This window comes from Eubacterium sp. AF19-12LB (assembly GCF_003479125.1).
Taxonomy (GTDB): domain Bacteria; phylum Bacillota; class Clostridia; order Lachnospirales; family Lachnospiraceae; genus Eubacterium_U; species Eubacterium_U album.
Genome location: NZ_QUGP01000004.1, coordinates 253,678 through 271,317, shown reverse-complemented (window position 1 = coordinate 271,317; position 17,640 = coordinate 253,678). Strand labels below are relative to the sequence as shown.

Here is a 17,640-nt window from a genome sequence, read left to right as displayed (position 1 = left end):
TTTTTTTTATACGTAAATACGTGTATAAAAGGCTGCGATAAAATTGGAAGGAGGATGCAATGAAAAGAGTAAAGAAAATGGTAGCTATGGCTACAGTCATGACGATGGTATTTAATGTGGCAATGCCAATAGGGGTTTTGGCAAAGGAAAACACAAATGAATATGGGGTACTTGCAAAAAACGGAGCAACTTTTTCAGGAAGCGGACAGATAATTGGAGATATTGTAATTAACAATGGTACTTTAAAGTATTCAAACAGTGCAACAAAGCATGTTACAGGAACTGCACATGTATCACCGGAGGTTAAAGTAGATGAACCCGCACAGGGATATATTCCAATTGAAGTTAGTGAAATGGACAAGGAATTATATTCAGGATTATTCAATACAAATAATTATCCTGATGAGAATTCAGAATATTTTAAAAAAACTACTTCAGAATACAAAGATGGTACACAGAGTGTTTACATTGGATGGCAGACAAACAGATTTGATTTAACTGATAATGCATATTTAGATACTGTATCATTTTACAATGGACAGACATTTGAAATTCATGCAGATAAAAATCAGACAACAGTTGTCAGAGTTAAACATTTAAACGTTGGTGGTGAAGTTAAAGTAAGCGGTGACGGATACGTAGTTTTATATGTAGATGAATTATCAGGTGGAAATCCGGGTTCATTTAATGCAGGTGGAGACAGTAGCAAGCTTACAGTTGTATTTACAGGAAAAAATGCAGGATACAATAATTTTAAAGAAGTAAATGCCAACACAATTGCAATGAATGCTACAAAGTATACACAGGTAAATGGAATATTTGCAGGAAATGTATATACAAGTGGAAATCTTGAATTTAGTGGTGATAGTTCTATAACAGGTAAGGTTTATGCACCTGATTCAAAAACAGTATTAACAGGAAGTACAAAGATTTACGGACAGTTAATAACAGATACATTAGAGATTTCAGGTGGAGCAGTTGTTTCATATAAAGCTACTAATGGATTACCTTCAGAGGTTGAAAAAGTAGTAGGAAATCTTGATACAGAAAATGGAAAGACAGAAGACGGAAAAGAAGAAACAACTAAAAAAGAAGAAGTGACTAAACCGGAAGAAACAACAAAACCTTCAGAAACAACAAAACCTTCAGAAACAACAAAACCTTCAGAAACAACGAAGCCTGATTCAGGAAATGATAATAAGGATGATGATTCAGATAAAGAATCAGTAGAAGTATCTGTAATTGTACCTTTAAAAATGTCAATCAGATTACAGGATGGAACTGTATTAAATAACAAGAGCAGTTTCAAAATTGAACTTGATAAAGAAATTAAATTCCAGATGTGTTCAAATAATTGGGACAATGATACATATGATGACAATGGAAATGGTATTGCAGGAACAGTTGTGTATACAGCAGTTGTTAGCTCTACAGCAAAGAAGAACACTTATGATGCAGCAAGCCGTACATTTACAATTGCGAAAGGTGATAAAGTATTAAGAACAGATACAAACAACTGCTTTATGGCATACAGATTTTACTTTAAGAAGGGTAATTATAATAAACAGACAGGAATTAATAGTGTAGTAAACACACCATTAGAAAGTTTATCAGTTAACCTTCCATTAGGTTCAACAATTACATGTGATGCTTATAAGGAATATAGCCGGATTGATAGTGCTGATGTATTTATTGAAACAGCAGATGATAAAACAATCTGTTATAAGGATTATTATTGGGAATATTAATAATTAGTACCAATAAGTATAGAGACAAGTTAATAAATAGTGAAATTTTACATGAAAATGTTAATAAATTCATTGCCACAGATTAAAAATGATTATATTTTTAATTTGTGTGAAAAATACAGTAATAACGCCGCAGAAATTTGATTTTTGCGGCGTTAAAGGGATATAGAAGTGAAAAAAAAGAAAGAATTAATATTAGGAGCTTCTTTAATAGTTATCATAATTGCAATGGCAATAGTGCTGGTGATAATAAATAAAGATGATAAAAAAGAATTTGAAGATGTGCAGGTTACAACTACGGTAGAGGAGTCTACTAAGGCAAATGATAGCAGCAATACTTTTATGGAAGAAACAATAATAAAATGCTGTTATGAATTAAGATATATATTTGCTATAAATGAATTTGATGACATAAGTACGGTATCCGTAAACAAATTAGCACAATATGGTTTGTGTCATTTGTACTATAATAGCTTATTAGATGTACCTGCAAGTGATGAACTTGAGTATAGAGATGCATCAAAAAAAGATATTGAAGCGGTGCTTAAAAGCCAGTTTAATGTTGAGGGCCTTAATTTGGAAGAAAGCGACATTTATAATAAGGCGGAACAGAAATTTGAAATGTGGGTTCCTAATTATTCGCAGCAGATAACATATGATTATACAGTAACTGATAATGGAGACAATCTTACAATAAATGTGGTATACTATGAAGATGAGGTACGCTCAAAGGTTAAGAGTGAAGCAACTATTAATGTAGCTAAAGAAGGGGATTTATATTATATAAAAAGTTTGCATTAGTTAGTGAGAAGTTAAAATGAATAAAGATATTGATTTATTGATTAAAAAGATTGAAGAAGAATCTAAACTGATAAAAGGCGATGCTTCAAAAAATGAAATGCAGGAAATCCTTAAAGAAAAATTGGTTATAGAGCGTGAAAGAGATAATTTACTGTTAGAAAATAAACAATTAAAGGATAAGATTGAATCTTATGAACGAGACATTGTGGCTTTACAGCAAAGTCTTAAAGGAATCCTTGATATTCTTCAGGGAGAGGATAAAATTGTGCATGAAGCGGTAAAACATATAGATTCTACGGTAATAGAAACTAATAGCGAAGCACAAAAGGCACGTAGAAACGGATTAAGAGAAATACTAAAAGAAAATACTCAGGGATTTTAATACAGAAAGGACGTCTCTATGAAGATTTTTAAGAAGTCTAAAGAACAGGTTGAAGAAAATAAGTCAGAAGATTTAAAAATAGAGAATCAGGAAAATAAAAGAGAAACAACCTCTGAAAAAAAGGGGGTTGTTTCTTTGCAGTTTTCAGAAGAAATGTCAGAGAAAAGAATACATTCGATAATAACAGTTGCAGGAGTATCAATAGCGTTATTTTTAATAACTTTAATGATGCATACAATAGTAAGCAAAGTAGTGTATCCTAACTTTAGTATGGCAAATGAAATAAATGAAGTTCAGTTTCTATGGGGTACATCGGATAATGATTTGAAAAGAGAAGATGCGGTATGGAAACAGGCGACAGATGAAAATAAAATACAAAAGATAGGAAAAGGGCAGGATTATGTATGCATTAAAGTAGACATACCTGCACAGAGCAATCAGGAATATTATACTTATTATACAAATTATGCACCATCTAAAGTTCTTATTGATGGAAAGAAAATATATGATAATGGATATGATAAAGAAAATGTAGTTGGAAACCGTTGTAACAAAGTGGAATTAGCATCTTCTGCAGTTTCAAGAACAATGGAAATTTATATTTATTCTCCAATAGGTTTTCAATTTAGATTAGTAAAAAGTGCAAATGGAACAGGCTTACTTTCAAATGCAAGTGGACTTGGAATAGCATTCACATTTGGAATATTAATATTGGCAATTATATTTGTAATTATGACAATTGCCATTTCAATAAAAGATAAAAATATAATAAAAGTTTTACTGTTAAGTCTGACATTATTTATGGGAGCACTATATCTTATGCTCTATCAGTTAAGTTTAGGTGGCACTCTTATATCTGATAGTGTGTTCTTTAGTTTGCAATTGATATTAACAATATATTTTGCAACATCTGTGTTAGTATGCAGTCTTTGTAGCATTAATTATAAATTTAAACTATGGCAGAACATATTTATCATAGGAGTATTTGTAATCAGCTTAGGGCTTTTACTTATAGAAAACAGAACAGTACTCCTTATTGCGGCAGTTATTTTTTCGATGGCAATATGTGTACTAATAGGTCTGTTTATAATTGAGGTAGCAAATTTAATCGAAAATAAAACTCCATATATGAGTCTGGTAGGAATTGCATTTGTTTATATTTCTTTAGTAAATATCTATAATTTAATTTCACTTACTGCAGGTTCAAATGGGTTAAGCCGAACTGTAGTAGTAACAGGTATTGCCATATATGAAATAGCAATGTACATTGTTTTATTTAAACAATCAGTAAATCATACAATACTTATTAAAGAGCGAGCCAATCAACAACTTGAAAGTGCTGTAAGTATACAGAGAATGGCAACAATTTTATCAGATGTTGCTGATGCCCTTACAGATAAACAGTTTGCAAGCTATACATGTCAGATTTTTACGGATGTGATAAAGAGAAATGAATTAGCAGCATCAAATGTTGTTACAGATGATGAAACAAATGAAAAAATAGTTATTCCTTCCTGTGCAGCAGTCCGTCGTGAAGATGGAACTTTTGAAGAAGTATTTAATCAGGGTGGAATAGAGGGGTGCGATTATGAAAAAATAATGTCAATGTATGATGGAACAGAAAAATCGAAAGTAAAGTTTGCACAGACATACATGGACTTAATATTTGTAAGAATTGATCAGGTTCAGATTATTTTTCATATAGAAAATTATAAAGATGGATTATCAGAAACATTCCAAAGTACGGCAATGATGATACATCACATAATGGAAATTGCTTTTTCAAATTACAATTTAAAAAGCAGAATAAAAACTGTACAGGAAGATGCCATTATATCATTAGCTGAAATGGTAGAATTCAGAGGAAAGCAAAATAAAGTACATTTATATTCTGTAAGTGCAGTAACAAAAGTTATTTGTAAAGCATTAGGATTGTCAGAAGAAGAAACACGTATTATTTCTATGGCGGCTATCGCTCACGATATTGGAAAGATAGCAATTCCAAATGATATATTAAATGGAGATAAACCATTGACTGATAAAGAGTATGAAATAATGAAAAAACATGTTGTATATGGATATAACATTTTGTCGAAAAACAGTGGTGACTTTATGGAAGCCGCAGCAGTAATAGCATATCAACATCATGAAAATTATGATGGAACAGGATATTTAGGGCTTTCAGGCGAAAATATTCATTTGTATGCAAGAATTGTAAAAGTGGCAGATGTATTTGATGCGTTAATGGAAAAAAGAACTTATAAAAAAGCATGGCCACCGCAAAAGGTTAGAGAATATATATTAGAAAAATCGGGAATTGAATTTGACCCGGCAATAGTTAAAGTATTCGATAAAGTATTTGATGAAGCAGTTGAGGCATCAAAGACTGCAAGAGAAAAGTATAAATAGCAATTAAAGTGTATGAAAAAACATACGAAAACCGTATAAAATTTATATGGGAATAATGCAAATCTAAATTACCAAAGATAATGATAACATAGCTTTAAATCTACAGGTATAAGCAGTATGATTTTGAATTGAAAGGGATAAAATGAAAAAGACAAAAGGTAAGAAAAAGTTATTACTTATAATACCATTAATAATTTTGTTGGTTTTGGCTATTTCTTTTATAGGATGGATTGTAAAGCCGGCTAAGAAAATGAACATAGCTGTTTTGGATGCTACTGTTCCTGCGACAGATGGACAGGGAGTAAATCAGACTGACAGGTATTATAGAAAACATAGTGGATTTTTCTGGCTTTTAAATCAACAAAAATATGTTAAATCAAATGGAAAAAAATATAACTATAAAAAGGATTATTTTGGACCACAGATAAATGAAAATGGGGAATACACAGGAGAAAATCAGCTAGCTGACTTTGATAAAGTGCCGGATTTTCTATATTTGGCTGATGTTTATGGTTCTGAATTATATGACAATAAATATTCAGGGCTTTCATCGAAGGATATGAACATAGTTTCCCTTACTTATAGTACAGGCGGAACGGTTGTAGCTGAAACCGAACTTTTAGGCTCAACAACAGACGAAACCGTATGCAATGAAATCAAATCAATGTTTGGATTTACAACAACATCATGGAGCGGAAGATATGTTGTTGATTTAAATGATTTTTCAGATGTGCCTAAATGGGCACCGTCTACATATGAAAATCAGTATGGTGTGAAATGGCAGTTCTCAGGTCCGGGGCTTATACTTGCATCATCAGAAGGCGGAATAATTGTTTTAGAAGAAAAGACAGATTTTAAAAGCAAAAATTTAGTAAGCATAAGTATAAGTGATGAATTTAAAAAAGAATTTTCAGGCTCTAAAAAAAGCAATTTTTACAATTGGTTTGAGTTAGTTGAAGCAGAAAATGGAACGGATACTATTGCAAATTTTAAAATTAATGTAAATGCAACAGGAATGGAAAAGATAAAGAAAATTTCATCTACAAATAAATTTGCGGCAATAATAAGAAAAAGAAGTAATAACAGCGGTGACACTTACTATTTTGCAGGAGATTTTAATGACTGTACAAGTGATAGCAGAATATATAGATTTCTAGCAGCAGACAAATTTTTCAAAGCTTTATCATTTGATAAAGAAGGAGACATTAACCAATTTTATTGGAAATTTTACAATCCATTAATGAAGAAAATTTTGAAAGATACTTATAAGGGATTAGATGAGAAAAATGAAAAACAGTCTGAAAATGAAAAACAACTTGCAGTCCGTGTAAATGAAAACAAATTTCAGATTAAGAAAAATGATGATTATGAAAACCTTAATTTAAAAGCGGTAAATGTAAATCTTGATGAACCGGGAAGTGCTAATGCAACAAGAAATTACGGATATTACAAAGAACTGTTAGAGCAGGCAGTGGAAATGGGAGTAAATACCGTTAGAGTATATGAACTTGCACCACCTGAATTTTATAGGGCTTTATTTGAAATTAACCAGAACAGCGATGATAAATTATATCTTATACAGACTATAAAAGGTATGGTAGCAGATACACAGGAAGAATGGCAAAAAACAATCGACACAATTATGAGTTCAATTCACGGAAATGGTGAAACCAAGAATGATTCAACTGATGAAGGGCAGGAAGATATTTTAAAATACCGACATGATGTGTCAGAGTATCTTTTGTCATATGTTTTAGATATATCGCCATCAGGTGAAGAATTGCAGACATTAAGCAATCAGGGTGAAACATACGATGGAAATTATGTTTCATCAATGGAAGGAATAGGAAGTTTATATGCAAAACGTCTGGACTATATTTATAAAAAATGTAGTGAAAACTATGGCGGATTAGTTCCGGTCGGAATGCATGTAAATGTTGAAAATCTTGAAAGTGCGTTTTGGAATGAAGACAATTACAATGGAGTTGTCAAATTAAGCAGTTTACAGTTAAATCAGGATGTACAGCAGTATTATTATGTTTCAACCAAGTTAAATGTGACAGATAATATTTTAAATAATAACCTTAATAAATTTGTCGGATTTACTGATTCTCAGGGTAATTTTAATTATGGAAGCTACGTTGAATACGTGAAAGAAAAAGTTTCACCATATGGACTTATGATAGACGGATTTGGAATTTCTACAAATGCAAATATATATGCGACAAATGGCATTTATTCAGGATTGGATGAAACACAGCAGGGAGAAATAATTGTCAGAATGTTGGATGCAATTCTTACTAATGGATGCATGGGAGGAATAATTTCTGATTTAAATGATTCATGGTCAGCAGTTTCAGATGAAGCAAAGGCATCAATTGTACCATTGACAAATAACCCACTTTGGCATGATTTGGGAGATCCTGCACAGACAACAGGAATTCTTGCAGTGAAAGCAGAAGAAAAAGAAGATGTCGGTCTTGAGTTAAAAGACTTCGAAGTAATGAGAAAAATGCAGTTAAGCGTAAATCCTGAATATTTATATGTGACGGTTGCGTTAGAAAAAGAAATAGATTATACAACAAATGAACTTATTGTAGGATTAGATACTTACGAAAGAAACAACGGAGAATATTTTTATAATAAAGGATATTTTGCAAATAGTTTATCAGGAATGGAATATATAATAAAAATTACCAGTGCGAAAGATGCAGCATTATATGTATGCTCATCATATGCAAGAGGTCAGGAGACAGTATCTTCTACAGAAAGTTATGATGGCAATTGGACAAAGGTAATGGACTTGACATATGGCAACTTCTCAACAAGTACATCACAATTTTTTATAGGAAGTACAAATGTTAGAATTAGAATTCCATGGACAGCATTAAATGTAACTGATCCGTCACAAAGAGTTGTAATTGAACAGAAAACACCGTTTGATGGAATTCAATATAAGACAACAATCACAAATGGATTTATTCCGTCATTATTTGTTGGTAATAGAGAAAGTGGAGATACAGAATATATTTTCCCACTTTCAAAGGATGCAGTTGGATATAAGACTTATAAGTATGAAACTTGGAAAGAGGTGGATTATACGGTTGAGCGAAAAGGTTCGTTTGGAACAATCCAAGCTTATCTCAAAAGCTATAATTAACCTTTTCGCTACTTGCCGTTGTATATGACATAATTAAAATAAAGGTCGCTTTCGTTGCTTGTCGCTATATACGACATAATTAAAATAAAGGTCGCTTTCGCTGCTTGTCGCTATATACGACATAATTAAAATAAAGATTGCTTTCGCTGCTTGTCGCTATATACGACATAATTAAAATAAAGACCGCTTTCGCTGCTTGTCGCTCGTAGCGGTACTGAAACTCCATCACATAGTTTGACTATTAAGCCAAACTATGCGCTGTCGTTTTGTACCGACGGCGCCAAATGCCCTTTATTTTAATTATGTCTATACCAGCGTCAAGCGGAATAAGGTTTTATAGAATTTTGTTGGGTAGATAGCGTCAAGCGGAATAAGGTTTATAGAATTTTGTTGGATAGATAGCGTCAAGCAAAATAAGGTTTTATAGAATTTTGTTGGGTAGATAGCGTCAAGCGGAATAAGGTTTTATAGAATTTTGTTGGGTAGATAGCGTCAAGTGGAATAAGGTTTATAGAATTTTGTTGGATAGATAGCGTCAAGCAAAATAGAGCTTTATAGGATTGTGTTATGAGTATAAGCATGGATGATGTAGTTTAATAAAACCAGGCTATGGTTAAAAGCAGGTAGGATACGCATTCATAGAACTGCGTAGAAAATTAGAGAAACCTGTAAAGCTTACAACTCAGGCGATTAATCGCTAGGGACATCTGTCCGGTTTATTGTTATACACTTCACCGCTAGAGGAATCTGTTTAGTTTATCATTCAGACACTTCACAGCTTGTGAAACCTGTTTAGCTTATAGTTAGACACTTCACCGCTAGAGGAATCTGTTTAGTTTATCACTCAGACACTTTACAGCTTGTGAAACCTGTTTAGTTTATCGATAGGGCATTTGTCCCCGTCGGTTCAAAACGACAACGCATAGTTTTGCAAAAACTATGCACTGGAGTTTCAGAACCGTTACGAGGGACAAGCAGCGAAAGCGTCATAGAGATAAACTAAACAGGGCCCCACAAGCAGCGAAAGCGTCCTAGAGATAAACTAAACAGGACTCCACAAGTGAAAGCGTAGTGTAGGGCATTAAGAAAAAAGGAGGTGTGAATATGCGCTTTGAACTATTCTTAGTAATGATATTTTTCTTAAGCATATTACTAATATGCGCAGAACTTCTATGGTTGTATTTACTTGCAGACAATCAAGAAGAAAGCAAAGCAAAATTAAATAAAAAAGAAGCAAGATGCAGAAGAATTCTCGAGGCGATAATATGTGCACCAACTCAATCCGCTTGGGAATGCGAAATAAATGAATTAGTAAATCTTGTAGATAAAGATGATAGCTATATGGAGATACTTACAGACGTTTTTATGGAAAGTCTTGAAAAGTATGAAGAAATGAGCGAAAAAGACAAAAAAATAATCGGGAAAATAATAGAAAAAGTAAACCCTATAACTTACTACGAAAATATGATTAAAGAAAATGATGTAGTAAAAAAATGTTATGCATGCCAAAGATTAGCAGCTTTAGGGGCAGCAAATGACATAGAGGGAATAAGAGAATTGCTTAAGAGTCGAAACAGACAGTTAAGATATGCAGCAGGTAATTCACTTGCAGCATTAGGAGATAAAGAGGGAGTTGAAGAATTTATATTAGGTTTTCAGGATGATTATAAATATTCATACAGAGTAATTAATGAAGTTATTGACAGATATACAGGTGATTTGTATGAAATATCAAAGGATTTGATTGAAAAGGGAGATTCGTATTTAAAAGCAACAGTTATAAAAAGTATAGGAAAATATAAGATTAAAGAATTGGTGCCATATGTACTTGAGTGTACAAATGACACTGATATAAATATAAAAATTGCGGCGACGAAAGCAATGTGCTTTTGCGCTGAAAAAGAACATATTTTAACTTTAATAAGATTGTCAAAAGATCAAAACTGGGTAGTTAGGGAATTTGCCGTAAAGGCATTAGGCAATCTTAATACTGATGAGGCTATAGAAGCAGTTAAACAGGCAACTCAGGATGAACAATGGTGGGTTCGACAGACAGCTGCTGAGTCTTTAATTAAAATGGATTATTCTCTTGAACACATTGAAAGTGTAATAAAGGGATACGACAGATACGCAAGTGAAGCAGTGAAATATTCACTGTATAAGGTACTTAACATGGAGGAAAAGAATTGAACATAATAAGAAATTTTATTTTGTTTTTTAACTATTTCTGTATGGGGTATACAATTCTTCTTTCCTGTATTTATATTTTACAGATAATTATTTCATTTATAAAAATCAGGGAAGATGTAAAGATAGGTAAATCATCAGACTTTATGGAATATAAAGATTCCGAGAATCTGCTTCCGATATCTCTAATTATTCCGGCATATAATGAAGAAGATAACATTGTACAAAATGTAAAATCTCTGATGAAACTTAATTATCCTGAATTTGAACTAATAGTCGTAAATGACGGCTCAAAGGATAAAACCCATGATAAAATGATTGAAGCTTTTAAACTTTACCCAATAGAAAGTGCGCATATGAGACCGCTTGAAACAGCAAAGGTCAGAAATGTTTATTACAATGTGGAATATCCAAATCTGATTTACGTTGATAAGGAAAATGGTGGAAAATCAGATGCCTTAAATGCAGGTATAAATGCGTCATCATATCCGCTATTTGCCTGTCTTGATGCAGATTCAAGATTAGAGAGAGATTCTTTGTTAAGGCTTGGAAATGAATTTATTAAGGATACTACAACAGTAGTAGCCGGAGGACTTGTAAGAATTGCAAATGGTGGTGTAATCAAAGATGGAATATTTGAATCTTACAATTTGCCTGAAAAAGCAATAGAAAGATTTCAGACTGTAGAATATTTCAGATCATTTTTAGCAGGAAGAACAAGCTGGGGAGTGACAAATTCAATGCTTATTGTTTCAGGGGCATTTGGTGTGTTCAAAAAACAGGTTGTAATAGATGTGGGTGGATATAAGACAGATACAATTGGTGAAGATATGGAGATTGTAGTCAGAATTCACGAATATATGCTAAGAAACAAGATTAAATATAAAGTCAAATTTGTGGAACAGGCAATTTGCTGGACACAGGGACCGATGAGCTTAAATGACGTAAGAACGCAGAGAAGACGTTGGCAGGTTGGTCTTATGGATACATTACTTCATTACAAGAAATTAATTTTTAATCCTAAATATAAATGGATAGGAATGATGGCAGTGCCATATAATTGGCTTTTTGAATTGTTAGGTGCTGTGGTAGAAGTTTTTGGATATTTTATTATTCCATTTTCACTTATCATGGGAGAACTTAACATATTCTTCTTTGTAATGTATTTTCTCATGGCATCAATGCTTGGAATTATGATTTCTTTTGGCGGACTTATATTGGAACAGTACACAAAAAGAGGCGTAATGTCAGCAAAACAATGCGTACAGCTTGCACTTTATGGTATTTTGGAAAATTTCGGATACCGTCAGGCTATTACAATTTTCAGAGTAGAAGGAATGATTAAATATAAAAAACTTAAAAACAGATGGGGGTCAATAAAGCGTAAAACAGTAGGGGATTAATGGAAAGGATGGCATATGAAAAAAGTAATAATTTCCGTTATTTCAACATTACTTGTACTGGCTTTTATGGTTCAAATGGGCTGGCTGCAGGTGATAGGAATTAACAGATTTTCATTAGAAAAAAGTGATAATGTACAGAATAAATTAGATTTTGAATGTGCAAGTGAAAATAATATAAACTATAGCTTTAGAACACAGGGAGATTATTTTTATCATTACGAAGATAATGAATGGAAAAAGATATTTATTACAGGAGTAAATATAGGTGCTACTGAACCGGGACTTTTTCCGGGAGATTTGACAATATCATATGACACGTATTTAAGATGGTTTAAATATATAAAAGAGATGAATGCAAATGTAATACGTGTTTATACAGCACTTAGTCCTGATTTTTACAGAGCATTATATGATTACAATATTGATAATGATGATCCGTTATATCTGATTCAGGGTGTATGGATGGACGAAGAAGATATTGAAACCTATGGTGATGTTTATGCGGAAAATGAAAAAATAAAAACAGAATTTACAAAAGATGCGTTAAATATGGTGGATATAATTCATGGAAATATCACGTTGCCTGAACGTTCAGGATATGCTGCAGGTACATATACTGCTGATGTTTCAAGATGGCTTGCAGGATGGCTTATTGGTATAGAATGGGACCCTAAATTAGTCGAAAATACAAATGTTTCAAATCCGGATAACATAAACTATGACGGAGATTATTTGTACACACAGGGAGCCTCAACATTTGAAGCATTTCTTTGTGAGGTTGGAGATAAAGTAATTGAAAGAGAAACAAAAGAGTATAAATGGCAGGCACCTGTAGCTTTTTCAAACTGGGTTACAACTGACCCTCTTACTCATGAAGATGAGCCACATCCGGATGAAGATTCAGTAACAGTAAATTTTGAAAATGTAAAATATAAGAACACATTTTTATCTAAAATGTATCTTTCATATCATATTTATCCATATTATCCGGATTCTTTGAATTATCAGAGAGATTATTTGGCATACCGCGATGACAGTGGAAAAGTAAATACTTATGAAGCTTATTTAAAAGATTTAAAATCTGTACATTCGATGCCTATTTTAGTTGCTGAATTTGGTGTGCCTACTTCAAGAGGCATGGGGCATGAAAGTGTTATGGGATATAATCAGGGACAAATAGATGAAACAAAACAGGGTGATATTTTAATAGATTTATTTGACTCTATTTACAAATGTAATTATGCCGGAGGTCTGGTGTTTACATGGCAGGATGAATGGTTTAAAAGAACATGGAATAATGTTAATTTTGACATTGCAGATGAAAGACCTTTCTGGTCAAATCCACAGACAACAGAACAGTGCTTTGGATTAATGACATTTGACCCGGGAACAGATAACTGCATAAGTTATGTTGATGGTGATGTATCAGAATGGGGGAGTGATACTCCTATAGTTGAAAATGACTTAGGGAAATTGTATATGAAGAGTGATGAAAAGTATGTATATTTTATGGTGGATACATCGGATTACAATTTCAATTCAGATACATTATATATACCGATAGATATAAAAAATAATCAGGGAAATGACAGTTATGCTGATGCAGGTATTACATTTGATAAGCAGGCTGATTTCGTGATTTCAATTAATGGGAAAGATAACAGCAGAATTGTTTGTGATCAGTATTATGATGCATTCACATATCAGTATGGAGTGCAATATGGAATGATTGATGTTACTGATGATTTGCAACAGAAAAATACAGGAAAATTTATTCCAATGAATATGTGTTATGGATATGAATTAGAAATTCCAACAACGAAAGAAAAAGTAGGATTTAAATCATTTGAAACAGGAAAGCTTACCTATGGCAATGCAAATCCTACATCAGATGATTACCAGTCGTTAGCAGATTTTATTTATAAAGATGGAAAATTAGAGATAAAAATTCCGTGGCAGTTATTAAATGTCATGGACCCTTCATCAAAGAAAATAATGGATGATTTTTATACGGCACAAAGTATTACACCAACAGATTTGAATGGCATAACAGTAGGACTTGGAAAATCAGGCAACATAGAATTGACAGGAACTTATGATTATCAGTCATGGACAACACCAACTTTCCACGAACGATTAAAACCGGCATACTATGTGCTTCAGAAAAATTTGAAAAAATATAATGACTAGGTGTTAAGTATATAAGCAAGAAAGGAAATATAATTAAAGTTATATTGATTATATGGTATTTGAATGAAAAAAATAGTATCAATAATGTTGATATTTGCAATGATGACAGTTACGGTTTCCTGCTCAAAAAATGATAGTAAAAGTGAGAAAAATATAGTCCCTGATAAAGAAACTACAATTGAAAGTGTAGATATGGATGGCAACAACATAGAGTTTGTAGCGCAGGGAGACTATTTTTATCACAATGATAATAAGAAATGGAACAGAGTGATTCTTAAGGGTGTAAATATGGGACTAACTCTGGCTACTACTAATTTAAACAATCCGGATGTAAGTTATGAAACTTATATGGGATGGTTTGAACAGATAAGTGAAATGAATGCAAATACAGTGAAAGTATTTACAATAATGAATCCGGATTTTTATCAGGCATTTTACGATTACAACAAAAAAGCAGAATGCCCGTTATATCTTATTCAGGGAATATGGTTTAATGAAGATTATCTGTACGATGTGGCAGATGCACTGGATGCTGATAACATAGTAGCAGATGCTTTTGAGAGAAACATAACCGAAACAATAGATATAATACATGGAAATAGTGATTATACTTCGTATGGAAATATTAAAAATGCAGTATATCATAATGATATATCAAAATATGTTGCAGGATATATTTTAGGACTTGAATGGCCGGCAGAATTTGTTCAGAATACAAATGCCCACATGGATAGGAAAGCGTATTCGGGAGAGTATTTGGAAAATACAAATGATGCTACACCATTTGAAAGTTTTCTATGTGAAATGGGAGACAAACTTATAAGTTATGAAACACAAAGTTATAAAACTCAGATACCTGTAGCTTTTCTTAACTGGCAGACAACAGATACACTAAAACATAGCAATGAGCCGTTTGAGGAAGAAGACAGCGTATCAGTTAACACTGAAAATATTAAGTCAAATGAATCATATAAAGCAGGTTTGTTTGCAGCGCTTGACATATATCCGTATTATCCGGAATTTATGAATCATCAAAAAGAATATGTTGAGTATAAAGATTCAAATGGACAAAGTAATCCGTATGAAGCTTATTTGATTGATTTGAAAAAAGAATATACAGTACCGGTTATGGTCGCTGAAGTGGGGCTTCCAACTTCAAGAGGAATTGCTCATGAAAGTGTAGTAGGATACAATCAGGGCGGACTTACAGAAAAGCAGCAGGGAGAATATCTGACTAATCTATTGACTTCAATTTATAAATCAGGTTATGCCGGAAGTATGATTTTTTCATGGCAGGAAGAATGGTTTAAGCAAACATGGAACACAGTGAAATATGCACCTGAAAATCCTGAATGCCGCACACCAAATGTTATGTCGGCAGAGCAGGGCTATGGAATTGTGGCAGTAGAACCGGGAGAAAATCAGATATGTAAAATAGATGGAAAGTTAGATGAATGGTCAGATAGTGAAAAAATTATAGACTCTGACGAGTACAAAATATATTCAAAATATGATGAAGGTTATTTATATCTGGCTGTGCAGCTAAAGAGCAAAGCAGATAAAAAAATATACGTTCCTATTTCAACATTGGGGGTAGGAAGTCAGAAAGATAATACAAGAAATATTTCATTTGACAAAAATACAGACTATATATTGGAAATAGACAAAAATGGAGAAACAAGACTTCTTACAGATGCATATTACAGTACGTTTCATTATATTTACGGTTACAGTAAAGGAGTGTTTGATTTTGACAATGATTATTCAGTAAAAAATTCAGGAGAGTATGTTCGCATTCAAATGTTTACTAGTAATGAAATGTATTTGCCTGATGACAATAAAACCATCGAACCTCAATTTTATGAGAGTGGACTATTGAAAGCAGGAATTACGGACCCTGACAGTGATAAATTTGATAACACAGCAGACTATTATATAGCAGATAATACAATGGAATTTAGAATACCGTGGTATTTATTAAATGTAATGAACAGTACACAAGGAACTGTAATCGGCGATTTCTATAATGAAGGAAGCATTAATTTTACAGATGTACAAGAAATAAATATAGGTATTGGAAAAACAGGTGATAATATAGAATTAAAATCAATTCCATTTGAAGAAAAACAACAAAGTAGTTATCACACAAGACTGAAAAAGTCATATGAAATACTTAAGAAGTATTTGAAGGAGATTGGATAAGGTTAGTATGAATTAAGTTTTAAATAACAGGAGAGGGTGGCTTTATGGCGATATATGAATTCCCATTATATTTAGTATGTGGTTTAGCCATTTGATTAAGAATGTAATTATGACAATGCCGTTGGGATTCTTAATACCGGCTATAAGTAAAAATAAAGCAATACAGCTTTTGATAAAAATGTAAAAGTTATTTACAAATAAAAATAGTGATAAAAATACAAAATCCTATGTATAATTTATAAAAGATTGTGCATAGGATTTTTGCCAATTGTGAGAAGGTTAAATGCATATAATGTACGAAATAATCATAATGGCAAAATGGTATTTGACTATGAAAAAATTTATTAAGTGTGTAGCGGTAGCAATTATATTTACAGAAGCATTTTTTGTTGGTGTAGGAATAGGGGTGGTAAAAGACAGAATTGTATCAAAAGAAAGCGTAAGCGTGGCAAATTCAGGAAACTGGGGATTAGGATTTGGTGCTGAAGGAACAAAACCAACAGGAACGGAATCAGCAGATACTCTAAAAGAATATGATGCTTATTATATGGCGCAGAGTGATGAAAAAATATTGTATTTAACATTCGATTGTGGATACGAAAATGGAAATACTCCGGCGATATTAAAGGCATTGAAAAAACACAAAGTACCGGCAACTTTTTTTGTAGTAGGGCATTTCATAAATGAAAACGAAGATTTGATAAAACAAATGGTAAAAGAGGGCCATAACGTAGGAAATCATACATTTAATCATCCGAATGTTATAGGAATGTCAGAAGAACAATTTGGAAAAGAACTTTCAATGGTGTCTGATAAATTTAAAGAAATAACAGGAAAAGAGATGACTAAATTTTATAGGGCTCCTCAGGGAAAATTGAGTTTTGATAATTTGAAAATGGCACAGAAATTAGGATATAAAACATTTTTCTGGAGTCTTGCATATGTAGATTGGAATACGGATGCACAACCTACTAAGGAAGAAGCATTTAGTAAACTATTGACAAGAGTACATCCCGGAGCAATTGTTCTTCTCCATAACACATCATCAACGAATGGAGAAATATTAGATGAATTACTAGAAAAATGGGAAGACATGGGATACAAATTTGGGAAGTTACAGGATATAAAGTAAATTAAAAGATAACAGAGGAGGAAAAG

At 32.5% G+C, this 17,640-nt stretch carries 10 protein-coding genes; all 10 read left to right on the top strand.

Features of this window, described 5'->3' with window-relative positions; all coding sequences use genetic code 11:
- The first annotated feature begins 59 nt into the window (after window positions 1–59).
- On the top strand, window positions 60–1,748 hold the full coding sequence (locus DWX29_RS05910; RefSeq protein WP_118565391.1) for a hypothetical protein: 1,689 nt from the start codon (window positions 60–62) through the stop codon (window positions 1,746–1,748).
- A 171-nt stretch (window positions 1,749–1,919) separates the two neighbouring features.
- Window positions 1,920–2,549, top strand: a complete 630-nt coding sequence (locus DWX29_RS05905; RefSeq protein ID WP_118565390.1) for a hypothetical protein — start codon at window positions 1,920–1,922, stop codon at window positions 2,547–2,549.
- A 16-nt stretch (window positions 2,550–2,565) separates the two neighbouring features.
- On the top strand, window positions 2,566–2,931 hold the full coding sequence (locus DWX29_RS05900; protein WP_117908631.1) for a hypothetical protein: 366 nt from the start codon (window positions 2,566–2,568) through the stop codon (window positions 2,929–2,931).
- An 18-nt stretch (window positions 2,932–2,949) separates the two neighbouring features.
- Window positions 2,950–5,340 (top strand): HD domain-containing phosphohydrolase, encoded by a 2,391-nt coding sequence (locus DWX29_RS05895; protein WP_118565389.1) that lies wholly within the window; start codon window positions 2,950–2,952, stop codon window positions 5,338–5,340.
- A gap of 142 nt (window positions 5,341–5,482) precedes the next feature.
- Complete coding sequence (locus DWX29_RS05890; protein WP_118565388.1) at window positions 5,483–8,500, top strand: hypothetical protein; 3,018 nt, start codon at window positions 5,483–5,485, stop codon at window positions 8,498–8,500.
- 1,104 nt (window positions 8,501–9,604) lie between these two features.
- Complete coding sequence (locus tag DWX29_RS05885; protein WP_022089672.1) at window positions 9,605–10,690, top strand: HEAT repeat domain-containing protein; 1,086 nt, start codon at window positions 9,605–9,607, stop codon at window positions 10,688–10,690.
- A complete protein-coding gene (locus DWX29_RS05880) occupies window positions 10,687–12,090 on the top strand; it encodes a glycosyltransferase family 2 protein (RefSeq protein WP_022089673.1) in 1,404 nt (467 codons plus the stop codon). The genes DWX29_RS05885 and DWX29_RS05880 overlap by 4 nt, the downstream gene beginning before the upstream one ends.
- A gap of 15 nt (window positions 12,091–12,105) precedes the next feature.
- Window positions 12,106–14,280 (top strand): family 2 glycosyl transferase, encoded by a 2,175-nt coding sequence (locus DWX29_RS05875; RefSeq protein WP_118565387.1) that lies wholly within the window; start codon window positions 12,106–12,108, stop codon window positions 14,278–14,280.
- A 63-nt stretch (window positions 14,281–14,343) separates the two neighbouring features.
- Window positions 14,344–16,482, top strand: coding sequence for a family 2 glycosyl transferase (locus DWX29_RS05870; RefSeq protein WP_118565386.1), 2,139 nt, complete (start codon window positions 14,344–14,346; stop codon window positions 16,480–16,482).
- 292 nt (window positions 16,483–16,774) lie between these two features.
- Window positions 16,775–17,614, top strand: a complete 840-nt coding sequence (locus DWX29_RS05865; protein ID WP_347497652.1) for a polysaccharide deacetylase family protein — start codon at window positions 16,775–16,777, stop codon at window positions 17,612–17,614.
- The last annotated feature ends 26 nt before the right edge of the window (window positions 17,615–17,640 follow it).